The following is a 24,228-nucleotide window of genomic DNA, read 5'->3' as shown; positions in this document are numbered from 1 at the left end:
ATTCCCGCTTCATTGAGTTAACATCACTCTCCACGGGCGTAAATTCAAATTAGCCCTACTCTCCTTGTTTATTATCGTCAGTACTGAATGTCTCAAGAATCATTTGACACAGTTCTTTCCCTTGCTCTTCAGTCAAGTTACGAATATCCGTTAAGCTTGTAAAACCGTGCTCAATCAACCATACTTGCGCAATTTTTCTGGATTCAGTCCGAATTTTTTCATCTGTTGAGTTGATACATGACCGAAGATTTGACAGAGTCTCCTCTGTAATCTTTCCCTGATCAGACTGCTTCGTAGTCTCTTCTTCTCTCAATCTCCGCTCTAATACCGCTTTTGCTGCTTCTCTAAGTTCTTCCTTATCTGCTTTTCCTATCACCCACTGCAAATAATCTGTATCTAATTCTTCTAATCGTTTGCCTTTATGTTTGCCAAAGGGCATCTTGATTTTCCCAGGGTCAGTACCTATATCGGTAAAAAATTCTTCCAGGTCATCCTCTGTAGCAAATAGCCTACTCGCCCCTGTCACATTGAGCACAGCATCAACAAAAGCCCTCTTTTTCGCCATTTTCATTATAGTATTTTGCTTGTCCAATGGATCTCTTACTTCAGTCCCATCCTTCAGGTAACGATACTTCTTTTCATAGTTATTGGCTGCTCCAACTCCATCCCCCAAAAACATACCTGTTTCTCTATGATATAACTCACATTTAAATTCATAACTCATAAATACTGGCTCCCGTTCAAAGTCGAAAATTGAATCTATTTTGATGAACTTTGGAGCCAACTTGAAAACTAAACCCAACTGCTGTGCACCTGGTTGGTGGAGAAAAGGCCTTTTTACGCCCTTTACCTTGCCATAATCGACACCTTCTTCTAACAATTCCCTCATTAACCTCATGAGAGCTTTATTTTGTAACTTCTGGTTCTTTATACTCTCTTCAAGATTGGGAGGTAGGATATTACTTTCTACAGCTGGTACATTCGAACCCATCTATGCCACCTCCACTTTCTGCTTTTGTCCTTGCTTTTCTCTTTCCATCTCCATCTTAATTCGTTCAGCTTCAATCCAGTCTATAAACTGTTGGTCAATTATGTCCTGGATTCGATCTATAGGATCAGGAGGCACGGGACCATGCATGGTTCCGCCTCCCTTCTAAGCACACTGGCGCCATTGAACCAACTTTCAAAACTACATGCTCTGTATTGCCACTGGCACAATCACAGTACTCCAGGAAAACTTCTCCTTTCTCTCTATCCCAATTCTCATTTGGATGGGTGAGAGAACATCTATATTTAAGCTCCCCGCATTCTTCGCACTTGTAAATCATTTCCCTGGGCTCTTTCATTTTTCTCACTCCTTTTCAGGCATTGAAATTATGTCTTCTTTGTGATACAATTACATTAGGTTCCATTTTGCTTTCCAATTCTTCATTTGAACCAGGTTCCAGCTGAGAATCTGGTTCTTTTTCTTTGGTCAAAACAATTCTAAACGCTTCACCCATGAAGCTTACAACGCCTGATTTTACATAAATCCACAACGTTACCACCCATAACAACATCAGAATAAGAATCTGCAACTTGTGTTGCCAGGTCATGAGTTTCACCTCCTTTCTGTTGAAGTTTTTTGCGAAAACGGTCGATAACTTCAAAGACCTTTTCAAGAACCTCTTCTATTCCCGGTTCCTCAATCGGTTGCTCTATTGATCCTCTAAACTCGTCCAAAAAATAAACATTTCCAACCCTTCTCACAGTTAACCCTCCTTTTCCCAATGTTCAGGATAGCTCTTAATTCTAGCTTTTGCATAATTGTCACGACAAGCACAATAAACAAAACCCCAATAGCTTCTAATACCCTTTTCCTCCGATGGATGGTATCTGAGAGAATACTCCTCAATCTTCTCTTTCGTATATTCCATTTGTTTCCGGATATATTCAAAATCCCATTTGGAAAGCAGGTGCTTGATCATTTTGGTTGTGTTACTGTCAAATGTACTCAGTCCCAGTGTGTCAATGTACAAATTTTCCAAAATAGAAATTTGTTCTGCTTCTGATATTGATTTTCCAAATGCGCCTGTCCTATGTATACTACTACTACTATATATTTGTCTTTTTAGTATACTTTGTTTTTTTACGGTTTCATTTGAAACCCCGACCGAGGTTTCATTTGAAACCTCGAGATAAGCCTTCTTCGGAGTTTCATTTGAAACCCCGAGAACAGCTTTCTCAGCTTCAAAGATTGGCTTGAATATTTCTTGATAATATTGATCTCCTGCTTCTTGTCTCAATAATTCACCATATTTCAGAAAAAATTCATGATATTCCAGTGGATCAATGAGATCGTAATAATATTTGTTATAGTTAAGATTACCTAATTTGACTCTCTCATAGTAAACTTCCAGAAGTCCCATGCTTTCCAGCTTTTGCCGTGCCTGGATTATAGTCCTCTTCCCCATTCTCATCTTTTTTGCAAGCATGTCCAATGTTGGATACGAAAATCCATTGTTTTCATGATCCATAATGTTATTAACATAACGCATCAAATTGTTATATACTGAGATTGTCGCATGCCCTAAAATTGGCTGATATAAGTCATACAACTCATTATACGTTTGAACATATCCCCTACGATTTCGATGTCTAATTACAATTTGTTCGTACAACATCATAGAGACCACCTTAATGTGATATATTATAAAAACCATCTTTTTTTCTTCTATCCCATAAAAAGGGATTTGTAACATCCTGTCGAATGACCATAAAGAAAGGAGGTGATAATATGCCTACTACAGGTGAAAAACCAGGCATTGGGCTATATCTTTGTCTAAAATGCTACCAACAAGTAAGATTAGATGATGATACTGATACACTTCCTCCATGCCCGAGATGCAACCATACAGAATTTATTAAGATCGGTTAATGAAATTTTGAATTGATTCCTCATCATATCCAAAAAGTTTCCCTAAAGCCCATTTTGAAAAAATATTATCAGGAGCCTGCTGCAGTTCTTTAATTACCTCCAAAATATGCGGATATTTATATATCCAAAGAGTATCCCAATCGTCAGATAAATTTTCTACAAACACCTTCAACTTTGAATTAGAACACTTAGAAATAAATTTAATAGCTTCAGCAGTATAATGTTTCTGGACTGGGATCATTGCAGCAGGTTTTCCTCTTTCCACCATATAACAGTAAGCATCTAATTGACCTAGTACAAATTCATTCATAAAGTCTGTCGCCTGGAAACCTCCGACTTTAGTCGGAGGAGAAAAGACGACGTTTTTCACCACCTTTCTAGAAAATTTTCTTGAAAGATATACCTGCGATGAACTCTTTAAATCAGGTTGTGTTGAATGTGACTATTGGTTTCAAGTTCCCAACTTCAGTCGGGAGAAGTTGACTTATTTACTTACCTCCTTGTTGTCTTAGAGCCACGACTGCTTATAAGTTTTAAAATTGATCTACCAGTAGGTCAACCTTTTTGTCGATTTCATTATCATCTTCGTTTTCGCTTGCTGGAAAATCCATTCTAAACTCAATATCACCTAGATCTTCTAGATTTTCTTTTTTAACACCAAAATTCAGACGTGAAACTCGCTGCTGACTTTGATCTTCCTGATTGATATAACTTCTTAAAATAGATCTCACAATACCCGATCTTTCCCCTTTATCAAGACTTTCCCACCACTGCAGAATGTCATTGTCCTTGCCAGGACGTAACCTTATACTAATTGTCACCATCATCATCACCTAAAAGATCTGTTTGCCAATTTGAGATAACCTTTAACATTGCTGAACTGCCCTTCATTTACCAGCACACAGTTATCTATATGTGCCTTGAGATATGCGTATAATTCAACTCCTCCACCACCAGTAATAATTATCTGATCAAGTTCCCAGATGTTCCACAGAGAACTAACCTCGCTGATTATGTTATTTGTTGTGAGTGCAAAAGCTTTTCCAACCAGCTCTCTAATGTCCATCTGCTGTCCTTTATATGGAATAAACCCTGTCCGAATGAACTTATCTAATTGATATATTGGTTTGTTTATTCCAAATCTTTCATTTAGGCTATGCCCAACTAACTTATAAGCTGAGCTAAGAGCTACTGTAGTTGAAGAACTTAATTTATCCACAAATTCAAGACAATCTACCACTATGAAATCTGTCGTCCTAAATCCAATATCAATCACGCCAATTTTCATATTCACATACTCTCTTTTCTGAATCTCACCTTGATCATCCAGAAGTAAATTAAATACTGTTCCAAAAGGTTGAGGTATTATTTTGGCTCTTTTGATTTCAAAAGAATAACTGATATCGTTAAGCTTTATTTTATGAATCCGCAATAACATTTTCTCAAGAGTATTTTTATACTGTGTAAATTCATTTACGGGTAAACCCGTTACTATATTCACTTCAGTAGAACCATTATTCAAAAGTGCACATGCCGTCTTAAAGAGCACATCATATTCAATAGAGTTTGTCCGATCACCTGATAAAGTAGACTGTAAAAATTCACTTTGTCGAGTTGCCAAATCACCTACAAAATATTTTTCTCCATCAACTTCAGCAAAAAGATTTTTTATCGCATCGTTGTTTATCGTTACTCCTGGTTTATATCTGATCTCCCTTCCTTCCCCAACCACAGATGGAAAAATCACTTCTTTATTACCATCCGTCGCTTTAACAAATCCAAATCCTACATCAACAGCAATATTTTTACTCATTTATATCACTCCTTGTATTACAAATGTATTACACTCAAAAGCCCGTCATTTCAATGATTTTAGAATTTTGTATTACAATGTCTTACATTGTATTACATTGTAATACATCATAACTACCTTAAATTAACTACCTCCTCCTTAATCGAGCCAAACTCTGGCATTTTAACCAAGTTATCAAGATTGCTACAGTTTTCGTAATGTCTAAGTTTTGCTATCCAGTCCATCAGTTCTCCAAAATCCACCCCTATATGCTCTAATATTCTCTTCTGACTACCTAATGCTGCAACATACAACCAATCTAAAATTGCTTGGGTGGGAATCACCCACTGGTGTCCTACTTTCACGCCTGGAATCTTACCTTCGTTAAGAAGCTTGTAGACTGTCTGTACACTTTTAATCCCCAAAAGATCAGCAAGCTCTTGAGCCGTCATAGTCTCTTTTCTCTTATTCCTCACTTCCAACACCCCCTAGTTTTTGCTCGAATATAAACTATCAAATCACAATCATTGGGTAGCTAAACTTAACAATAATGCGCTTTTTTTGATATAGTTTTCGCGAAGGTCAGGGAAAAGTTCAGAAAAACTCCGCCCTAAAATTCTACAAATAGCTGATGCTAACTCCGGAGATGGATCTCTCTTCCCATTTTCAATGTCACTCAGGTGGGTAGGACTTGAATGCACAAGCTTTGCAAATTCCTCCAGTGTATATTTTGTTTGTCTTATTTCCCTCAAACGTTTTCTAGGTACTCCTGGCATATTTATATCCCTCCTTTCTGTACGCACTATGCGAAATCCGATCTAAAAATAATTGACTATCAATGTCCAGAATTAGAAAGGATTTTGTAAAATTCTGATGTTTACTTAAATACCACACTAACTAAAATAGCTTGCTCTGGGGAGATCTTAATGATCTTCCCTTTTTTAGAGTTCTAACTAAAGATCTTATATCTTCATCTATCCGTTCGTATGGGATACCCACTCAATATCTCCCCTTTCTTAAATCCATATCCCCTGGCGGGGCCTTCCGCCCCGCCAAATATATCATCTTAGGAGGACCCAACTTACCCTTAGCACCCGGTCTCATATGCTTTTTCTAGCCATTAAGGAGGTCTTGATTTTAGAATCATTAACCTGATATTACCTGTCCAGTTGATACCCTCTGGCTACCCACACCATCCGCCCAACGTCAGCCAAATTCAAAAGCGTGGTTGCAATACTCAACAGCCAGAGGTACCGGTTGACATACTCCTATCATTCTTACCAAGCCGTATAGGAAAAACGATACTAAATATATCCACAACCTGCTTCACCTCCTTTTATTTAAACTCACAAAGCCAAAGTTAATACAAACTTTTTGTATCTAAATCATTTTGTTAGTATCATTATAACAAAATGTATCACCTTTGTCAAGCTCGTTCTTGACAAATTATAACGATTATTATACAATTAAATTGTATAGCAAAAAGGAGGTATGGTCGTGATACTGGACAATCGGAAAATAGCAGCAACAATACAGTCGATACAAAACCGGCTGGGTCTCACAAATGAAGAATTCGGAAAAACTCTCAAAAGTCCCGAAAAACCTGACGGAGTATCCGGTTCATATATAAGCCATATAAAAAATGGAAAGAGAGAAATGTCAAAAAAACTTTTTCAAGTATTTTGCGAACAATATGACCTGAACCCTCATGAATTCATGAAGGAAGAAAACAAACAGGAAGTTGATATTGCAGAAACAATAAACCAGTTAATGAGAATTAGAGGTCTTGATATAGAAGAAATAAGTCGCATGACTGGTATTGATATATTGGATCTAAGTCAACTAAAACGAGGAAAATTACGACCAAGTGAAGAACATATTCGAAAATTATCAATAGCATTGGGCGTTAAACCAGAAGTAATCTCACAAGGAAGAGTGTTTAAATCGTTTGAGATAATTAGGCGTGAATTAGAGTCTTTGTATTTAGATCCGGAATTCATTGATCATGTTATGAAAGCAATAGAAAGGGAATTATGAAAAAAACACCCCTCAAAAGAGTAAGGGGTGTTTTTTTTAATAAATAAAAAATGCTCTCAACAGAGAGCATTTTTAACATATTTTGTCAATACCATGCCAGTTTTAATAACTAATAATAGAAACTACTTCTACAGTAGTATCTGGTTCATCGGCCCAATTGGGATTTGCTTTTACTGGAGCTATATTAGCTGCCACCAAAATCAGTACTACCATCAATACTGTCAACAATTTGCGCATTTTTTATGTTCACCCCCTCCAACCTTTTTTCATTCGAGACACCTTCTGCATATATTTCTGCACCTTGATATATTTCGTACATCTTATTTGTTTTAATTTTAGAAAATTTTACATCAGCCAAATAAAACTTTATTTCAGCAAGATGTTTAACAGCATCATATTCCTGCATTAATACCAAAGCTTCAGATAAGTACTTTGAAGCAATTTCAAAATTTTTTCTTTTTTTATTAAGAATTCCAAAAAGTTTTAAATTAGTTGCTTTTGTAAACTTGTTTGAACTAGATTTCATGAGTTTTTTTGCATTCAGTAATGCTTTTTCAGCCTCTTCAAAGTTATCCATTTCTATATAAATTTCTGCAATATCATTATATATCCTACTTTTTTCTACATTATTGTTAGTATATTTTAAAGATTCCTTTAAATATATTAGACCTTTATCTCTTTTCCCCATTATACTATAAATTAATCCAGCAGCTTGTTTAAATTTACTTAATAGATCATTTGACAAATCAAATTCTTTAAGTTGATCAATAATAGTTAACGCTCTGTGTGCAGCTTCGTCTATACCATCATATTTTTTTAGGTAATAAAGAATAAAAACTTTATTGATTAGATTAATAGGAGTAGGTGTAATTTTATCGAGAATTTTTAATGCATTGGTGTAATCATCTTTTGTTGCCTTTATCGTTGCAATCATTGTTAAGCAATAATCTTTAATTTTATCATTACGTGTATTTTTAAACAACTGAGAAAAATGTTCTTCAGCTTCACCATATTTCTCTAATCTAAAATATGACCTTCCCAGTTCTCTTCTTGCAATCTCCGCACCTTCCTTATCCCCTCGCATTTCACACTCTACTTGCATCGCTGAAAAGAGCTCAATAGCTTTTTCATAATTTTCAGAATCAAAATGACTTTTAGCCTCTTCGTAACTCATTATAAATCGCCCCTTTCCCCGTTGTCCTATTAATATAATACTAGTGATGATACATTATGTCAAGTTGTTACGATTCTTTTTGTAATATGTTATTCTTTCGCGTATAATCACGTGTAATATGTAAAGGCCCGACTCACCAGTCTGGTTTTCAAATAAATTATATCATTTTCCTGTAAATAAATCTAGTAATATGGATAATTTTATTATAATTGAACTATTATCAAAAATATTACTTTAAAATTTTGTCATTGTTAATTTTATCGAACGCATGTTCTATTTAAATTATACCATTTTTCTTTTTTTCAGGCAAGTCAAAAAAGGAATTTTTCAGTATTTGTCTAATTATAAATAGTTAGGAAATATAATTGAGGGGGTTTTTCAAGGAAATGCGTTTCTTGACTCATCAGCTAGGGACGAAGCTACGGGAAGAACGAAAAAGAAGAAATCTTTCACAGGCTGAAGTAGGAGAAGGAATAGGAACCTCCAGTTCATATATCAGTCAACTTGAAAATGGTGAGAGAAAACCTTCTCTCGAAAACTATCTTGCATTGATTTCTTTTTTCGGTGTCGATTTCACATATTTTTTGAATACTGAGGATAACGATAAGGAAATAGTTGGGAGAGAAATAAAAGCTTTGCGTGAAAAAAGAGGATGGAGTATAGGAGAACTTCGCGATCGATCTGGAGTTGATTTTTTCCGAATTGGTCGCGCTGAAAACGGAGAAATTGAACTCTCTAAAGAAGAATTAGAAAGAATTGCAGATGCCTTCGGTATAGACATAAATTATTTTTTTTGTCGCTATGAATTCAATGTTTCACGAATAATTAATTCATGTAAGTCGCTTGGACTTACCGATAATCAAATACACCTCGTAGTAGAATTTATTAATGATTGCTTAAAAACAAATAAGTTATAATCTACACTTCGCTAAGTAGGAGCTTGAAAGTATCTCCCCCACTCCTCTACTTCTTCCACCAAGTAAAGAAGAAAAATAGGAGGCATAAATATGTTTCGTTCAGATGCCCATAAAATACTCAGGAAACTCCGAAAAGAACGAGGATGGTCACAAGAAGAAGTTGGAAAGGCATTAGGGCGAAGCGCAGGCTGGGTAAGTAATAAAGAAAGATCTACACGGGGAATTAGCGCGGAGGATCTCGGAATGTTTGCTGATCTATACGAAGTAGATCCTGCAGTCTTTTTTGTAAGTCCCTATAGTGCTTCGGAAATTGGAAAAACTATTTCGGAAGCATTGCAAAAATATAATCTCTCTGAAGCTCAACTGGCAGATGAATTAGACATGGATTACTTTCGGTTAGCAAATGCTCTATTGGGGGAAGTTGAACTTACACCAGCAGAACTGCAGACAATAGGTAACTATCTTAATATCACAGAACCACCGTTTCTGCACTCTGCTGAACATATAATTCAAAAAATTCTTGATCTAGCAACAAAATTAGGCCTACAAGCCAAAAAAATAAACATGCTACGTAATTTTCTTGAAAACGAAGTGAAAAAATTAAATGATAACCAAAAAAGTTATAATCCACATTCCACCAAGACTAGGATTGAAACTAAATACACCCAGAGGTGAAAAACATTGCTTGGACAACAAATATTGAATTTTCGCCTTAAAAAAGGATTATCGCAAGATGAACTTGGAGAATTAATGGGATATACTGGAAGTTATATCTCTCAAATTGAAAATCAGAAAAAAACACCTTCGATGAAATTTCTTCAGAAATTTTCTGAGGTTTCAAAGATTCCAATTGAAGAACTATTGAACAGCTCTTCACAACATCTAGGACTAAAATTCAAGCAACTTCGAATCGAAAAGGGGCTTAAAGTAGGTGACATTTCAGAACAGACAGGAATCGATTTTTTTCGGATAGCAGATTTCGAGGATGGAATTGTAGCTCTGACATGGGAAGAAATGCAACGCATAGCTGATATTCTGGGCGTAGATTCCACTGAAATCGAATCGACATATGACGAAATCATAAGAATTATTAGACATAATCTCGAACAACTTCCAATAAGTTCTGAAAAAGTAGAACTTATTCTAGAATACATAGAACGACAGATAAAATAAAAAAAACTTACAAAATGTAGATTAATCATTCTCCTAATCTGAGCCTGGTTTATAGCTTACCTATGAGGAATTGAAACAAAGTAATAACAAAAGATAGGAGGTTGATTTCATTGCTCGATCCAAACTTACCAGAAGATCCACATAGTGCTAGGCCTGAAAAAAAACTAAATAAAACCAGGCATGACAGCCTGGTCTTCTCTCTTTCCTACCTCTCCCGTTGATCATAAAAAAAGAGGAATTTTTCATTTTTTGTCTAATATATGTTTAGAAAGAGAAATTTTTAATAATCAAGTGTCGTCGATCCCCGGTAGTGCAAAAACCCCTGGGGTGCGACGACAACCTTAAAATGTGCAGGTTTGTTGATATTTCAAGGATTATCTCTATTTCGGTATTCTAATGTTGTTCTAATAAAGATTTTCCTTAATCTAGCAAGCCCTTTATTTACGCCATTTTAATGGGTTTGTAGCCTACCTATAAGGAATTGAAACTAATCCGCAAGTTTTTGTTTTAAAACTGTGATTTGCTCCAGTTTGTAGCCTACCTATAAGGAATTGAAACAAGTTTGAATGTGCTGTTATTCGACTGTAATCAATTCCTGGTTTGTAGCCTACCTATAAGGAATTGAAACGAGAAAGCAGAAGAAACTTTGGACGAAGTAAAAGAGTTTGTAGCCTACCTATGAGGAATTGAAACATAAATCTCTTTCTTGATTCTGTTCTACTTTCATTTTGTTTGTAGCCTACCTATGAGGAATTGAAACCTTTCAAGTCTTTCTAGTGCCTTTAGTACACTTATTGCGTTTGTAGCCTACCTATGAGGAATTGAAACCCTTCTATATCAAAATGAGCACAAATGTAATTGCGTTTGTAGCCTACCTATGAGGAATTGAAACCCTACGAAGAGACACATGATGAGCGAATCGGCGGCTGTGGGTTTGTAGCCTACCTATGAGGAATTGAAACTGCTTCCAAAACCGTCAGTGTAAATGTCGTTCGAAACGTTTGTAGCCTACCTATCAGGATTAAAACCAAACAATACTAGCTTCAGTGTGGATCCCATTAGCCAGGAAACAGAAAGCCAAAAACATCAATAAAATCAACACCTCCTTACAGATCGCGTTCGCAAATCCCCCAGGGTTTTGTGCAGAAAATCGATTTGCGAAACTGAGAGCTTTAAATTGGCTTTTTGGCTGTTTAAGAATGGCGAAATGACGCGGTTTGTCCAGGCCAAAAACTGCGGTTGCAACTTATACTCCGTTAGCTAGGAGACTGAAAGTACTTTCTAAACACGAGATCCACCGCCAGTCCCCACTGGTGGTTGCAATTTAACTCCGCTAAGCAGAAGACCAAAAGTCTTGTGTCATCGCGGGAATAACTTTAAAAAAAGAAAGCAGATTACTCCTAATGCAAAGGACCAGGCGCTACAGCTGGTCCTCTTTTTTTTTCTATCTCTTTACACGTTGATCATAAAAATTGCCCAGGTTATGATCTGGGCTGTTTTTCTTCTTTCTAAAAAGAGGAATTTTTCATTTTTTGTCTAATATATGTTTAGAAAGAGAAATTTTTAATAATCAACTGTCGTCGATCTTCAATAGTGCAAAAACCCCTGGAGTGCGACGACAAACTTAAAAAGCACAGGTTTGTTGATATTTCAAGGATTATCTCTATTTCAGCGTTCAAGAGTTATACTCGTAAGGATTTTCCTTAATCTAGCAAGCCCTTTATTTACGCCATTTAAATGGGTTTGTAGCCTACCTATGAGGAATTGAAACGCCCCAACATGTATTTCTTCTGGATATTCTCCTCCTGGTTTGTAGCCTACCTATGAGGAATTGAAACACTTTTAGAGCAGTTTCAGAGGTATTATAACTCACTGTTTGTAGCCTACCTATGAGGAATTAAAACAGCACTAAATAAGCCATAGCAAGTGGTTTGAACGCAAATTCAACTAAAACAGGGATTGAAACAAAAACCCACCTATACTAACAGGCGGGTTGACAAAGTTTGAATGATAGTTCCACTAAAACAAGGCGTGAAACTAATCGTTCTGGCCACCAACTGCGGTTGCAACCTAGACTCCGTTAGCTAGGAGACTGAAAGCCTAAAACACCCCAAAAACAAAAAAATCAACACCTCCTCTACAGATCATGTTTCGCAAATCCCCCAGGGTTTTGTGCAGAAAATCGATTTGCGAAACTGAAGGCTTTAATTTGATGTTTTGGCTGTTCAAGAATGGCGAAATGACGCGGTTTGTCCAGGCAAAAAACTGCGGTTGCAATTTAGGCTCCGCTAAGTAGGAGACTGAAACTTTGCATCAGATGCGTATCTTGATGGATAGTCAAAGTAAGTTGCAATTTAGGCTCCGCTAAGTAGGAGACTGAAACCTCCAAAAGGGCCCTCTTCGGGATAATGATTCTTCTTGCTGAGTTGCAACCTAGACTCCGTTAGCTAGGAGACTGAAACTGAATGAATCATTTTCTCTCATGTACTCCTCAGCTGTTTGTTGCAACCTAGACTCCGTTAGCTAGGAGACTGAAACGCTATTTGAGAAATCGACTTTCCTTGACAGTAATACATCATCGTTGCAACCTAGACTCCGTTAGCTAGGAGACTGAAACTGGTTTGGCACGAAAAGCATGTGTCTGGTTCTGGAGAATGTTGCAACCTAGACTCCGTTAGCTAGGAGACTGAAAGAAAAGCTTATATTCCTTATCCCATCCAATTTCTTCTGATTGCAACTTAACTCCGTTAAGTAGGAGACTGAAACAACGTAGCTTTAAATTCTATCGTATCAGTTCCTTGAGTGTTGCAATGTAGACTTCACTAAGTAGGAGACTGAAACATCTGCTCTTTGCTCATATACACGAAGTCCCGCCCGCCGTGTTGCAACCTATACTCCGTTAAGTAGGAAACTGAAAATGCTTCCTAACCACGAGATCCACCGCCAGTCCCCACTGGTGGTTGCAACTTAACTCAGATAAGCAGAAGACCGAAAGTCTTGTGCCATCGTGGAATGACTTTAAAAAGAAAACAGATTACTCCTAATGCAAAGGACCAGGTGCTACAGCTGGTCCTCCCTTTTTTCTACCCCTTTAAACGGTGATCATAAAAATTGCCCAGTTTGTGATCTGGACTCTCGAAAAAGAGGAATTTTTCATTTTTTGTCTAATTATCTATATAGAAAGAAGTGATAGAAAAAAATTATCGGAGTAAAATAATGGAAATCGTGATTAGAAAAAATTAGCTCTTAAATTCTCTTGATTACTGCGATTTTCAAAGGTGAAATTTTACGGCAAAATGCTAAAAAACGGCTGATTTGGGCCAAAATTTGCTGATTAGAAAGGCGATTTATTTTCTAACTAAAGTGGGATAAAGCTTGAAATATCGCCAATTTTGAATGATGACGGGTTTGAATGCAAGTTCCATTAAAACAAGGATTGAAACTGAAAAGCGTCTGCAATTCCTTTTTGAATTGCCTGTTTGAATGCAAGTTCCATTAAAACAAGGATTGAAACTAGTACTTATAATTGATTAAAACCACATTACCTGGAAGTTTGAATGCAAGTTCCACTAAAACAAGGCGTGAAACTAGTTATTCTGGCCACCAACTGCGGTTATAAACTATACTCCGTTAAGCAGGAGACTTCCAATAAAAAAGCCAGGCACAATAGCCTGGACTTTTTTCCTTCCCAGGAAGGAAAATTAAATCATCCATAGAATCTTTTCTTATAACATTTACTGAAAGGGTGTTTTTATGGATAACATCGAAAAAATTCTACACCAAATTTTAGAAAACCAGGTTAAAATGCAATCAAAGATTGAAGAAATAGAAGCTAATCAAGTTAAAATGCACTCAAGGACTGAGAAAATAGAAGCAAAAATTGAAAAATTAGAAGTTAATCAAAATGTTATGCAATCTAAACTTGAAGAACTCAAAACCAGTCAGGAGCGCATCGAGAAAAAAGTTGATGTAATTTCCAACCAAGTTGCAGATCTTACTGAATTCAAGGTTACAACAACTGAAAAACTTGATAAACTGACAGATAAAGTCAATAAAATCTCCAAAACTATTACCTTTATCAAACACAAGGAATTACAAAATGAAGAAGATATTTTCTATCTAAAGGAAAACCTATCCTAATTTAATATTGACCAGATCTAATATCTGGTTTTATTCTTTTATTCAGGATTGATAAGCCTTTAATGCTTCTAAATTCCAAAAGACCAGGCTAGCTCGCCTGGTCTTCCTTCTTCTCTACCTCATTCGTTGATAAAAATTGCCCAGTTTGTGATCTGGACTCTCGAAAAAGAGGAATTTTTCATTTTTTGTCTAATTATCTATATAGAAAGAGGTGATAGAAAAAAATTATCGGAGTAAAATAATGGAAATCGCGATTAGATAAAATTAGCTCGCAAATTCTCTTGATTACTGCGATTTTCAAAGGTGAAATTTTACGGCAAAATGCTAAAAAACGGCTGATTTGGGCTAAAATTTGCTGATTAGAAAGGCGATTTATTTTCTAACTAAAGTGGGATAAAGCTTGAAATATCGCCAATTTTGAATGACGACGGGTTTGAATGCAAGTTCCATTAAAACAAGGATTGAAACTGAAAAAGATTAGTAGTGTAGGTCTGGGGAAAACTATTGTTTGAATGCAAGTTCCATTAAAACAAGGATTGAAACAATCTCCAGTTTCTATATATAGAGAAGCAAGATCATTGTTTGAATGCAAGTTCCATTAAAACAAGGATTGAAACCTAATACTTCTTAGAATTTGATAATAATTCTTATGGTTTGAATGATAGTTCCACTAAAACAAGGATTGAAACTAGCATATTCGATTCTTTGACCTTCATCATTGTCAAGTTTGAATGCAAGTTCCACTAAAACAAGGATTGAAACACTCCTTGATTATACCATTGTTCTAAAATATTTAAGTTTGAATGATAGTTCCACTAAAACCAAGGATTGAAACATTTTTTTAGGGGGAAGGGCTACAGTTAACTTCATATGTTTGAATGATAGTTCCACTAAAACAAGGATTGAAACTTCCATTGAATGCAATAATGTAAAAAATCATTAAAGTCATAATCCAAATTCCATTAAAACAAGGATTGAAACACTGCGCCTTTTGCATTTTTCAGCTCTTCTGCCCAGAGTTTGAATGCAAGTTCCATTAAAACAAGGATTGAAACCCTTCTGGGTTTAACGTACCATCTGGCCTAAACTCGTCATAATCCAAATTCCATTAAAACAAGAATTGAAACTCGAATGGCGGATCCACTTTGCAGTTTTCAATGTAGTTGTTTGAATGCAAGTTCCACTAAAACAAGGCGTGAAACTAATCGTTCTGGCCACAAACTGCGGTTGCAACCTATACTCCGTTAGCTAGGAGACTGAAACGGAACCTTCCTAATATATCCTTCCCGCGTTAACTGCCAGTTGCAATATAGACTCCGTTAAGTAGGAGACTGAAAGCCTAGAACACCCCAAAAACAAAAAAATCAACACCTCCTCTGCAGATCATGTTCATAAATCTCCTGGTTCCTTATCCCAGCCAATTTCTTCTGGTTGCAATCTAATAAGTAAAAGACCAGGCGTGACAGCCTGGTCTTTTCTTTTCCCTACCTCACATGTCAATCATAACATTGCCCTGGTTAGGACCTGTATTTCAAATTTTAAATCTTTCATTGCATAATTTCCAATATTAGTAAGAAAGCCTAATTATCTAATGTCAATTAAAAACAATATTAGAGTACTAAATCCAGCTGGACACTTACTGATCTTGAAAGCATTAAATTAAAAATACGGATGTAACCAATTTATTCGTATATAAAAATCACCTTAAAAGTCAACTTCTCCCGACTGAAGTCGGGAGCTTGAAACCAATAGTCACACTCAGTGTAACCTGATTTCAAGAGTTTGCACCTTCCCGATCCTACATACTGGTGATTCAGGAATTGGGAAAGAAAGCAGGCTGGTTGACTAATTCAACCTATCCCACTGGTTAAAACCAGCAGGGCTGTGGGTTACCCCACATGCTGTAATCCTCTTACAGCGATATTAATACTGGCATTCTTATCGGCATTGTGACGGTGCCCATTTGGGCAGAGGAATAGGCTTTGCGTAATTCGTTGGCCTTCGGCTTGACAGGTTGAACAAATCTGAGAAGTTTTGAACGGGCTAATTTCAATTACTGGAATACCGTGCAGGCAGGCTTTGTGTTTGACAAATTCTTTTAGCTGGTAGTAAGCCCAGGAGTTTTTCTCATAATTTGAGAGTCGATCTTTTTCTTTAGTGATGTTACTTCTGATGTTCTTTAAATTTTCAAACACAATCAAGGAGTTGTTTTTGGCTGCCAATTCGATAATTCGATTAGCGATATGGAAGTTAACTTCCCGGCAGATTCTATTTTCCTTGATAGTAGAGATTTTCTGACTGCCTGCCTTTTTACTTTTCAATTTTCGTTTTTGGCGGTAGCGAAGGCGCTTGAATCTGAGCTCACGACCAGAAAACATCTCAGTATGTAGAATGTTTTTATCCTGGTCAATCACAGCCACAGAAGCAAGATTAACTATACCCAGATCAATGCCCATAACAGTTTTGGGTTCAATTTGCTTTTGTTGGTATTCCAGAACCAGATTAAGATACCATTCGCCCTTAGAGAAGTATAAATCAGCAGTTTTAATAATATATCGTTCATCTGCCAGATAATTAAGTTGATATTTGCCAAAGGCCAGGGGACAAAAAATTTTACCATTAGGTGTCAATATTTTAGCAAAGTAACGTCCGTTTTTTACGATTATAGCAAAGGATTTACCATTAACTAACCTTACTGGCACATTACTCTTAAACCGGGATATTTGATTGACCTTGAAAATTTCAATAGCTTTACGGTTGCATTCTACAGCAATCTGAGAAGGCAGAGAATAATTATTTCTCAATACCCGATAAGTATGCTTATGGCTTTTGGTATAGGAAGTAAATCCCCAGTGTTTGATTATTTTCAAGGCTGATCTAAGGCCTTTGTTCCAATTCCGTAGAAGTAGATTAAGTTGTTCCTGCTTATTCCTGGAAGGTTTATACAACTTGATATGGTGGAGAGTGATGTGCAAGGAATTCACCTCCTGGAAGTAATATTTTGTGCAAATTCAATGTAATTTTTAATAGTCTCAGCTAAAGCATTTAACAGCCTGAGAAATAGAAACAGCGGGAGGAATCGAGACAAATAGATGTATGTGATCAGGACACACCTCCAAAGCTAAAATTTCAAAACCTTTATCCTCCGCAATCTGGTGTAAGGTTTTGATAGTAAATTCCCGAACATCACCAACAAGGATCTTTCGCCTATATTTTGGAATCCATACTATGTGATAGGCAGTCTGGTACACATAATTTCTACTATGCTTTATATTAATCATGTTTTGATTATATACCATTGTCTATAAATTTCTTAGAAAGGTGGTGAAAAACGTCGCCTTTCCTAACTTTATGATTTTTGTTATAAAGGCATTCCGATATTTTTATCTTTTGATTTGTTTATAATTTCTTCTAACATTGGTGGAATAGGTAGATTCGCGACTTTAGCATTTTCCACAATCCCTTTCAATTCTGACCAAATTAACCACCATACCCAGAAAATAAAAAACGTATCCTCTGGAAAGCCAGTAATCGTTATACTATAATTTAAAAAATTTCCTAAAACCAATAACATGTAAGGCCAAGCGAATAATTGAATACTTCTATAACAATGAACATAATCATCCTGATTTCTATATCTATTTGCCATGAGTCTAGTTAAAAGATGTATTATTGTCATTATAAATAATGTCCAATGGTGAATTGAAAAAGTACCAACCAAAAATGTTAAAATAGTTCCTAAAAATGCGAAAAATAATTTTGCTGTGCGAAATTCAATAAAGTTATTCCAAGCATGCTTAATTTCTCCCAATTGTACAAGTGGAAAACCACTAAAGAAGTTCATAATTATATACCTAACCTTTCTTTTTGGTTGGTATAATATATGAAAACTATTGCGTGAACTTGCTGGCTTTATAGCTTTATTTTTATATAATTCATCATATGTTAATTCATATGTTAATTCCACATAAGGCAATACGGTTTCCAAATCACTTAAATAACCTTGATGAATATTCTTCTTTTCTTCTTCATCGACATTAAAAATCATATTATGAAGCGACATAGCATTTTTTAATAATTCATCTATCGCATTTTCGATCTTCTTCGCTTCAAATATCTCCTTTGCACAACCTAAAAAGCTGTAATAATCTTGTAAGTAATCAACGTTTTTGTTCAATTTTATTCACCCCCACACCGAGTAGAAATTTACCACTCCGTGTACTTAAAAAGTAAGTCATTTTTTCTTGTAAATATTTAATATTATGTTCTAACAATCCTTTTAATTCTATGTCATCTTTAAAATTAAGTAATGCCTTTAAGGCAATTGCAGAAAATCCTTTTTCGTCTTCAAATTTAAAAATATACTTAATATTTTTCTTGCCATCTATAGTATCTAATGTTAAATATGCACCACTTATCTCTACTCCATCACTATAATCTTTACAGTTGACAAAAAACCCAAACAAATCTTTATTGTCTTGAAATTTTAATAAATTAGCAATTTCAATATAAGAAATATATTGAATTTCTATCTCAGCCAAAATATTTATTTGGTTAACTAAATCAATAATACTATCAATCGCCGTTTGTATGTCAGAAGTAAAAGTTACAATCTGTATACTTTCTTCGGAAAATATACATGAAAACATAGGAAAACCACCGCGTAATATAACCTCATCCTTATTAATTTCAAGAGTATTAAAGCCATATTTATTTTTTATCTTTGTAAAAATATTTTCATCTAATTCTCGTAACTTTATAATATCAAGCCTAAAATCTACTTTAATAAAAAGCGGCAAAAATTTCTGTTTCATAAACAATCTCCTCCTTGCCCTAAATTTATTACCTATATTCTCCAATACATTAATGTTATATAAAAATAATTTCGCCATTATTTTCCGAAATACCTGCTTTTTCACATGAAAATCATTAATCTTTTCATCCAATAATCTAAAAACTTAAATTTCCGATAACACGTAGGATTGTATTTAAAGCTTCAGGCGTTCGTGCTTAATTATACCATATTTTCAAAAGAGGAATTTTTCATTTTTTGTCTAATAATACATATTTAAAAGTCGTCGATCTTAGATAGTGCAAAAACCCCTGGGGCGCGACGACAACCTTAAAATGTGCAAGTTTGTTGATATTTCAAGGATTATCTCTATTTCGGCATTCAAGAGTTATGCTCGTAAAGATTTTCCTTAATTTAGCAAGCTCTTTATTTACGCCATTTAAATGGGTTTGTAGCCTACCTATAAGGAATTGAAACACACATAATCAACCGGCCATTCTTTAATTTTATTTAAAAGTTTGTAGCCTACCTACTAAGGAATTGAAACTCTTGATATCCAGAACATGATATTGAGAGTGAATACGTCCCGTTTCTAGCCTACCTAGAAGGAATTGAAACGGGTCAAATGGAATAGTTAGGTCTTCTAAATTTTCTTGTTTGTAGCCTACCTAGAAGGAATTGAAACTCGACTAACTCCCCACTCAATTGGCCATTTTCGATAAGTTTGTAGCCTACCTAGAAGGAATTGAAACACAGTTTTAATTGCATAATCGTCGTGGGACACTTTCAGGTTTGTAGCCTACCTATCAGGATTTGAAACAACCCTATATAAGCAACGCAAGTTCCACTAAAACAAGGATTGAAACAAAAACCCACCTATACTAACAGGCGGGTTGACAAAGTTTGAATGATAGTTCCGCTAAAACAAGGCGTGAAACTAGTTATTCTGGCCACCGTGGTTGCAACCTAGACTCCGTTAGCTAGGAGACTGAAAGTACTTCCTAAACACGAGATCCACCGCCAGTCCCCACTGGTGGCTCAGATAAGCAGAAGACCGAAAGTCTTGTGTCATCGCGGGAATAACTTTAAAAAAAAGAAAGCAGATTACTCCTAATGCAAAGGACCAGGTGCTACAGCTGGTCCTCCCTTTTTTATCTCTTTACACGTTTATCATAAAAATTGCCCAGGATATGACCTGAGCTGTTTTCTTCTTTCTAGAAAGAGGAATTTTTCATTTTTTGTCTAATAATCTATAAAGAGAAACTTTTAATAATCGACTGTCGTCGACCTCAGATAGTGCAAAAACCCCTGGGGCGCGACGACAACCTTAAAATGTGCAGGTTTGTTGATATTTCAAGGGTTGTCTCTATTTTTACATCCAAAAGTTGTCCTGATAATGATTTTCCTTAATCTAGCAAGCCCTTTATTTACGCCACTTAAATGGGTTTCTAGCCTACCTATAAGGAATTGAAACATGTTATGTGATATTAATACATTGGAAGCATTAACAATGTTTGTAGCCTACCTAGAAGGAATTGAAACTATATTTTTCCGACTCTAGTGCGGGGGCTATATGCCTCGTTTGTAGCTTACCTATCAGGATTTGAAACAGCCCTATATAAGCAACGCAAGTTCCACTAAAACAAGGCATGAAACTAATTGTTCTGGCCACAAACTGCGGTTGCAACCTAAACTCCACTAAGTAGGAGACTGAAACAACTGTTGGAATTTCTCCATCTGTCCAATACAGTTTGCCGTTGCAACCTACACTCCGTTAGCTAGGAGACTGAAACATTTTTTCAAAATATTCTTCTAATAGTTCAATAATATGTTGCAACCTAGACTCCGTTAAGTAGGAGACTGAAACTTTAAAACTCGATAGATCTCAAACACATAGGTATAGCATGTTGCAACCTAGACTCCGCTAAGTAGGAGACTGAAAGAAAACAAATTTCGCGACAGCTCCTACTCCGCGAATGGTGTTGCAACCTAGACTCCACTAAGTAGGAGACTGAAACTGGATATATGCTCTGCAGGCATTCCTTATTCGTCTTCGTTCGTTGCAACCTACACTCCGTTAAGCAGGAGACTGAAAGCCTAGAACACCCCAAAAACAAAAAAATCAACACCTCCTTACAGATCGCTTTCGCAAATCCCCCAGAGTTTTGTGCAGAAAATCGATTTGCGAAACTGGGAGTTTTAAATTGGCTTTTTAGCTGTTAAAGAATGGCGAAATGATGCGGTTTGTCCAGTCAACCAACTGCGGTTGCAACCTAGACTCCGTTAAGTAGGAGACTGAAACTTGCTGTCCGTAATGGAAATCTGGTTTAATTCGAGCGTTGCAACCTACACACCGCTAAGTAGGAGACCCCAATAAAAACGGTCAGGCGCAATAGTCTGGCTTTCCCTCTTCCCTACCTCTCACGTTGATCATAAAAATTGCCCTGGTTGTGATCTGGGCTTCTTTTAGAAAGAGGAATTTTTCATTTTTTGTCTAACTATTTAAATAGAAAGGGGTGATAGAAAAAAATTATTGGAGTAAAATAATGGAAATCACGATTAGAAAAAATTAGCTCGCAAATTCTCTTGATTACTGCGATTTTCAAAGGTGAAATTTTACGGCAAAATGCTAAAAAACGGCTGATTTGGGCCAAAATTTGCTGATTAGAAAGGCGATTTATTTTCTAACTAAAGTGGGATAAAGCTTGAAATATCGCCAATTTTGAATGACGACGGGTTTGAATGCAAGTTCCACTAAAACAAGGATTGAAACAAATACTGCTTGAGAACGGTGTTCCGGAGGGATACCGGGCTTGAATGCAAGTTCCACTAAAACAAGGATTGAAACAAGTATAGTATATTTCCATGTTCAATCTCGTTAGAGTTTGAATGCAAGTTCCACTAAAACAAGGATTGAAACTATTCAAAACTGCGATAAGTGCGAAAGGAAAAACAGGCATTGTTTGAATGCAAGTTCCACTAAAACAAGGATTGAAACACACCGTCAATATCTTTGATGTATGGTTCTTCTAATGTTTGAATGCAAGTTCCACTAAAACAAGGATTGAAACGTACCATCCTTTTTTAGTTCGTCTAACTCTTCAATGGTGTTTGAATGCAAGTTCCACTAAAACAAGGATTGAAACCTCAACAAGCCCTTCCTCTGCCATCAAAATAGCTCCAGTTTGAATGCAAGTTCCACTAAAACAAGGATTGAAACTCTATTTCACACCAGCCTACTGGTTTGAAGCCCGCGCGAGTTTGAATGCAAGTTCCACTAAAACAAGGCGTGAAACTAATCGTTCTGGTCACAAACTGCGGTTGCAATCTAGACTCCGTTAGCTAGGAGACTGAAACACGTTGAAAACCTTTGATACGTACTGCTTTGGCGATTTTGAGTTGCAACCTAGACTCCGTTAAGTAGGAGACTGAAACGAATAGTCGGGCTTTGCTCCTGGTTTCCACGGGAGCCTGTTACAATCTAGACTCCGCTAAGTAGGAGACTGAAAGCACTTCCTAAACACGAGATCCACCGCCAGTCCCCACTGGTGGTTGCAATTTAACTTAGATAAGCAGAAGACCGAAAATCTTGTGTCATCGCGGGAATGACTTTAAAAAAAGAAAACAGATTACTCCTAATGCAAAGGACCAGGTGCTACGCCTGGTCCTCCCTCTTCCCTACCTCACATGTAGACCATAAAAAATTGCCCAGTTTATGATCTGGACTCTCGAAAAAGAGGAATTTTTCATTTTTTGTCTAATATATGTTTAGAAAGAGAAATTTTTAATAATTGAATGTCGTCGACCTCAGATAGTGCAAAATTCCCTGGGGTGCGACGACAAACTTAAAATGTGCAGGTTTGTTGATATTTCAAGGGTTGTCTCTATTTTTACATCCAAAAGTTGTCCTGATAATGATTTTCCTTAATCTAGCAAGCCCTTTATTTACGCCATTTAAATGGGTTTGTAGCCTACCTAGAAGGAATTGAAACTTTTCTGTGTAAAATTCTTTAAATTCTATTTCTTTTAGTTTGTAGCCTACCTATAAGGAATTGAAACTTTTTAAAGAACACTTCTTTAGGCATAGCTAATAATCTGGTTTCTAGCCTACCTATAAGGAATTGAAACTCAAATTGAGTAATTTGACCATCCCGCAAAGCTACAAATGTTTCTAGCCTACCTATAAGGAATTGAAACCTTTCCCTGAAAAGTTTTGAAATCGGGTGTGTTCTCCACACGTTTGTAGCCTACCTATGAGGAATTGAAACACCTTTACGTTTGGGTAAACATCATTTTTTACCCTTTTGTTTGTAGTCTACCTAAAAGAAATTGAAACTCATATACAGCTTTTCCAACGAAAGCTGTTCCAGCACTAGGTTTGTAGCTACCTATGAAGCTCAGGCCACAAACTGCAATTACAATCTAGACTCCGTTAAGTAGGAGACTGAAACTGACAGTCTTGCTGCCACCGTTTTCCACCAGTTCGCTTTGTTGCAATCTAGACTCCGTTAGCTAGGAGACTGAAACTTTCTCTTTGTCCCACCACCAATCATCCATTAAAGAGGGTTGCAATCTAGACTCCGCTAAGTAGGAGACTGAAAGTACTTCCTAAACACGAGATCCACCGCCAGTCCCCACTGGTGGTTGCAATTTAACTCAGATAGCAGAAGACCGAAGTCTTGTGTCATCGTGGGAATAACTTTAAAAAAAGAAAACAGATTACTCCTAATGCAAAGGACCAGGTGCTACAGCTGGTCCTCCTTTTTTTCTACCTCTTTAAACAGTGATCATAAAAATTGCCTAGGTTATGATCTGGACTCTCTAAAAAGAGGAATTTTTCATTTTTTGTCTAATAATACATATTTAGAAGTCGTCGATCTTAGATAGTCAAATTTCCCTGGGGCGCGATGACAACCTTAAAAAGCTAGGAGACTGAAAGCCTAGAACACCCCAAAAACAAAAAATCAACACCTCCTCTACAGATCATGTTTCGCAAATCCCCCAAGGTTTTGTGCAGAAAATCGATTTGCGAAACTGAAGGCTTTAAATTGATGTTTTGGCTGTTCAAAAATGGCGAAATGACGCGGTTTGTCCAGGCAAAAAACTGCGGTTGCAACTTAGACTCCGTTAGCTAGGAGACTGAAACCTAAAACAGATGTCCCATTTTGTGCGGATGTTTAAATCTTGTTGCAATCTGGACTCCGTTAAGTAGGAGACTGAAACAAAAATTTCAATCTTTTTTGCTCAAAGTCTATATTTTCGTTGCAATCTACACTCCGCTAAGTA

22 protein-coding genes and 2 CRISPR repeat arrays are annotated in these 24,228 nt (G+C 36.4%); of the genes, 6 read left to right on the top strand and 16 right to left on the bottom strand.

What is annotated here, in order from left to right; all coding sequences use genetic code 11:
* Nucleotides 1-55: 55 nt before the first annotated feature.
* The 5 genes from BBF96_RS03350 to BBF96_RS03340 form a co-directional block, all read right to left on the bottom strand.
* Nucleotides 56-991 carry a putative quorum-sensing-regulated virulence factor gene (locus tag BBF96_RS03350; protein WP_127015831.1) on the bottom strand — a complete coding sequence of 312 codons (936 nt, stop codon included), beginning with the start codon at nt 989-991 and terminating at the stop codon, nt 56-58.
* Nucleotides 992-1,138 (bottom strand): hypothetical protein, encoded by a 147-nt coding sequence (locus tag BBF96_RS16335; protein WP_164730876.1) that lies wholly within the window; start codon nt 1,136-1,138, stop codon nt 992-994.
* A 223-nt stretch (nt 1,139-1,361) separates the two neighbouring features.
* Nucleotides 1,362-1,502 carry a hypothetical protein gene (locus BBF96_RS16330; protein ID WP_164730875.1) on the bottom strand — a complete coding sequence of 47 codons (141 nt, stop codon included), beginning with the start codon at nt 1,500-1,502 and terminating at the stop codon, nt 1,362-1,364.
* Entirely contained in the window at nt 1,495-1,749 is a 255-nt protein-coding gene (locus BBF96_RS03345) for a hypothetical protein (protein WP_127015830.1), read from the bottom strand. Before BBF96_RS03345 ends, BBF96_RS16330 begins: the two co-directional genes overlap by 8 nt.
* Nucleotides 1,750-1,751: 2 nt before the next feature.
* Complete coding sequence (locus BBF96_RS03340; RefSeq protein ID WP_164730874.1) at nt 1,752-2,663, bottom strand: helix-turn-helix domain-containing protein; 912 nt, start codon at nt 2,661-2,663, stop codon at nt 1,752-1,754.
* Between the two features lie 86 nt (nt 2,664-2,749).
* Between BBF96_RS03340 and BBF96_RS17305 the strand changes: the two genes are divergently transcribed.
* The gene (locus BBF96_RS17305; protein ID WP_418654999.1) at nt 2,750-2,917 is read left to right on the top strand and encodes a zinc ribbon-containing protein; all 168 of its coding nucleotides are present in this window, start codon (nt 2,750-2,752) and stop codon (nt 2,915-2,917) included.
* Here BBF96_RS17305 and BBF96_RS03330 read toward each other — a convergent pair.
* From BBF96_RS03330 to BBF96_RS03310, 5 genes are all read right to left on the bottom strand, one after another.
* A complete protein-coding gene (locus tag BBF96_RS03330; RefSeq protein WP_127015828.1) occupies nt 2,904-3,227 on the bottom strand; it encodes a hypothetical protein in 324 nt (107 codons plus the stop codon). The two genes, BBF96_RS17305 and BBF96_RS03330, sit on opposite strands and share 14 nt — an antisense overlap.
* A 223-nt stretch (nt 3,228-3,450) precedes the next feature.
* Entirely contained in the window at nt 3,451-3,738 is a 288-nt protein-coding gene (locus BBF96_RS03325) for a hypothetical protein (RefSeq protein WP_127015827.1), read from the bottom strand.
* An 8-nt stretch (nt 3,739-3,746) separates the two neighbouring features.
* A complete protein-coding gene (locus tag BBF96_RS03320) occupies nt 3,747-4,730 on the bottom strand; it encodes a ParM/StbA family protein (protein WP_127015826.1) in 984 nt (327 codons plus the stop codon).
* 113 nt (nt 4,731-4,843) lie between these two features.
* On the bottom strand, nt 4,844-5,185 hold the full coding sequence (locus BBF96_RS03315) for a helix-turn-helix domain-containing protein (protein ID WP_205665701.1): 342 nt from the start codon (nt 5,183-5,185) through the stop codon (nt 4,844-4,846).
* 48 nt (nt 5,186-5,233) lie between these two features.
* Nucleotides 5,234-5,485: a helix-turn-helix transcriptional regulator gene (locus BBF96_RS03310; RefSeq protein ID WP_127015825.1), complete on the bottom strand. Its 252-nt coding sequence runs from the start codon at nt 5,483-5,485 to the stop codon at nt 5,234-5,236.
* Between the two features lie 715 nt (nt 5,486-6,200).
* On the opposite strand from BBF96_RS03310, the gene BBF96_RS03305 reads away from it, so the two are divergent.
* A complete protein-coding gene (locus BBF96_RS03305) occupies nt 6,201-6,746 on the top strand; it encodes a helix-turn-helix domain-containing protein (RefSeq protein WP_127015824.1) in 546 nt (181 codons plus the stop codon).
* 102 nt (nt 6,747-6,848) lie between these two features.
* Here BBF96_RS03305 and BBF96_RS17115 read toward each other — a convergent pair whose 3' ends face one another.
* Nucleotides 6,849-6,983 (bottom strand): hypothetical protein, encoded by a 135-nt coding sequence (locus BBF96_RS17115; protein WP_257792006.1) that lies wholly within the window; start codon nt 6,981-6,983, stop codon nt 6,849-6,851.
* Nucleotides 6,931-7,920, bottom strand: a complete 990-nt coding sequence (locus tag BBF96_RS03300) for a tetratricopeptide repeat protein (protein WP_127015823.1) — start codon at nt 7,918-7,920, stop codon at nt 6,931-6,933. The genes BBF96_RS17115 and BBF96_RS03300 overlap by 53 nt, the downstream gene beginning before the upstream one ends.
* A 386-nt stretch (nt 7,921-8,306) precedes the next feature.
* Between BBF96_RS03300 and BBF96_RS03295 the strand changes: the two genes are divergently transcribed.
* The 4 genes from BBF96_RS03295 (at nt 8,307) to BBF96_RS03280 (ending at nt 14,150) form a co-directional block, all read left to right on the top strand.
* Nucleotides 8,307-8,837, top strand: coding sequence for a helix-turn-helix domain-containing protein (locus BBF96_RS03295; protein ID WP_127015822.1), 531 nt, complete (start codon nt 8,307-8,309; stop codon nt 8,835-8,837).
* A gap of 90 nt (nt 8,838-8,927) precedes the next feature.
* Nucleotides 8,928-9,512: a helix-turn-helix domain-containing protein gene (locus BBF96_RS03290; RefSeq protein WP_127015821.1), complete on the top strand. Its 585-nt coding sequence runs from the start codon at nt 8,928-8,930 to the stop codon at nt 9,510-9,512.
* A gap of 6 nt (nt 9,513-9,518) precedes the next feature.
* Nucleotides 9,519-10,010 (top strand): helix-turn-helix domain-containing protein, encoded by a 492-nt coding sequence (locus BBF96_RS03285; protein ID WP_127015820.1) that lies wholly within the window; start codon nt 9,519-9,521, stop codon nt 10,008-10,010.
* A 3,753-nt stretch (nt 10,011-13,763) separates the two neighbouring features.
* A complete protein-coding gene (locus BBF96_RS03280; protein ID WP_127015819.1) occupies nt 13,764-14,150 on the top strand; it encodes a coiled-coil domain-containing protein in 387 nt (128 codons plus the stop codon).
* Nucleotides 14,151-14,580: 430 nt separating this feature from the next.
* Nucleotides 14,581-14,912: direct repeats of the CRISPR family, unit length 37 nt; unit sequence GTTTGAATGCAAGTTCCATTAAAACAAGGATTGAAAC.
* Between the two features lie 1,127 nt (nt 14,913-16,039).
* On the opposite strand, the gene BBF96_RS03275 is transcribed toward BBF96_RS03280, so the two are convergent.
* From BBF96_RS03275 to BBF96_RS03260, 4 genes are all read right to left on the bottom strand, one after another.
* Entirely contained in the window at nt 16,040-17,125 is a 1,086-nt protein-coding gene (locus BBF96_RS03275) for an RNA-guided endonuclease InsQ/TnpB family protein (RefSeq protein ID WP_127015818.1), read from the bottom strand.
* 57 nt (nt 17,126-17,182) lie between these two features.
* Entirely contained in the window at nt 17,183-17,422 is a 240-nt protein-coding gene (gene tnpA / locus BBF96_RS03270) for an IS200/IS605 family transposase (RefSeq protein WP_418655010.1), read from the bottom strand.
* Between the two features lie 89 nt (nt 17,423-17,511).
* Nucleotides 17,512-18,327, bottom strand: a complete 816-nt coding sequence (locus BBF96_RS03265; protein ID WP_127015816.1) for a phage holin family protein — start codon at nt 18,325-18,327, stop codon at nt 17,512-17,514.
* Entirely contained in the window at nt 18,311-18,964 is a 654-nt protein-coding gene (locus BBF96_RS03260; RefSeq protein WP_127015815.1) for a hypothetical protein, read from the bottom strand. Before BBF96_RS03260 ends, BBF96_RS03265 begins: the two co-directional genes overlap by 17 nt.
* Before the next feature lie 2,714 nt (nt 18,965-21,678).
* Nucleotides 21,679-22,238: a CRISPR direct-repeat array (repeat unit 37 nt; unit sequence GTTTGAATGCAAGTTCCACTAAAACAAGGATTGAAAC).
* Nucleotides 22,239-24,228: the final 1,990 nt, after the last annotated feature.

The organism is Anoxybacter fermentans (genome assembly GCF_003991135.1).
In the GTDB taxonomy this organism is placed as follows: domain Bacteria; phylum Bacillota; class Halanaerobiia; order DY22613; family DY22613; genus Anoxybacter; species Anoxybacter fermentans.
This window is presented reverse-complemented; position numbering and strand designations above follow the sequence as displayed.

Bases quoted from the DNA above. Each gene is read 5' to 3' on its own strand.
- BBF96_RS03350 (WP_127015831.1), bottom strand. From the start codon at position 991: ATGGGTTCGAATGTACCAGCTGTAGAAAGTAATATCCTACCTCCCAAT.
- BBF96_RS16335 (WP_164730876.1), bottom strand. From the start codon at position 1,138: ATGCATGGTCCCGTGCCTCCTGATCCTATAGATCGAATCCAGGACATA.
- BBF96_RS16330 (WP_164730875.1), bottom strand. From the start codon at position 1,502: ATGGGTGAAGCGTTTAGAATTGTTTTGACCAAAGAAAAAGAACCAGAT.
- BBF96_RS03340 (WP_164730874.1), bottom strand. From the start codon at position 2,663: ATGTTGTACGAACAAATTGTAATTAGACATCGAAATCGTAGGGGATAT.
- BBF96_RS17305 (WP_418654999.1), top strand. From the start codon at position 2,750: ATGACCATAAAGAAAGGAGGTGATAATATGCCTACTACAGGTGAAAAA.
- BBF96_RS03330 (WP_127015828.1), bottom strand. From the start codon at position 3,227: ATGAATGAATTTGTACTAGGTCAATTAGATGCTTACTGTTATATGGTG.
- BBF96_RS03320 (WP_127015826.1), bottom strand. From the start codon at position 4,730: ATGAGTAAAAATATTGCTGTTGATGTAGGATTTGGATTTGTTAAAGCG.
- BBF96_RS03310 (WP_127015825.1), bottom strand. From the start codon at position 5,485: ATGCCAGGAGTACCTAGAAAACGTTTGAGGGAAATAAGACAAACAAAA.
- BBF96_RS03305 (WP_127015824.1), top strand. From the start codon at position 6,201: ATGGTCGTGATACTGGACAATCGGAAAATAGCAGCAACAATACAGTCG.
- BBF96_RS17115 (WP_257792006.1), bottom strand. From the start codon at position 6,983: ATGCGCAAATTGTTGACAGTATTGATGGTAGTACTGATTTTGGTGGCA.
- BBF96_RS03300 (WP_127015823.1), bottom strand. From the start codon at position 7,920: ATGAGTTACGAAGAGGCTAAAAGTCATTTTGATTCTGAAAATTATGAA.
- BBF96_RS03295 (WP_127015822.1), top strand. From the start codon at position 8,307: ATGCGTTTCTTGACTCATCAGCTAGGGACGAAGCTACGGGAAGAACGA.
- BBF96_RS03290 (WP_127015821.1), top strand. From the start codon at position 8,928: ATGTTTCGTTCAGATGCCCATAAAATACTCAGGAAACTCCGAAAAGAA.
- BBF96_RS03280 (WP_127015819.1), top strand. From the start codon at position 13,764: ATGGATAACATCGAAAAAATTCTACACCAAATTTTAGAAAACCAGGTT.
- BBF96_RS03260 (WP_127015815.1), bottom strand. From the start codon at position 18,964: ATGAAACAGAAATTTTTGCCGCTTTTTATTAAAGTAGATTTTAGGCTT.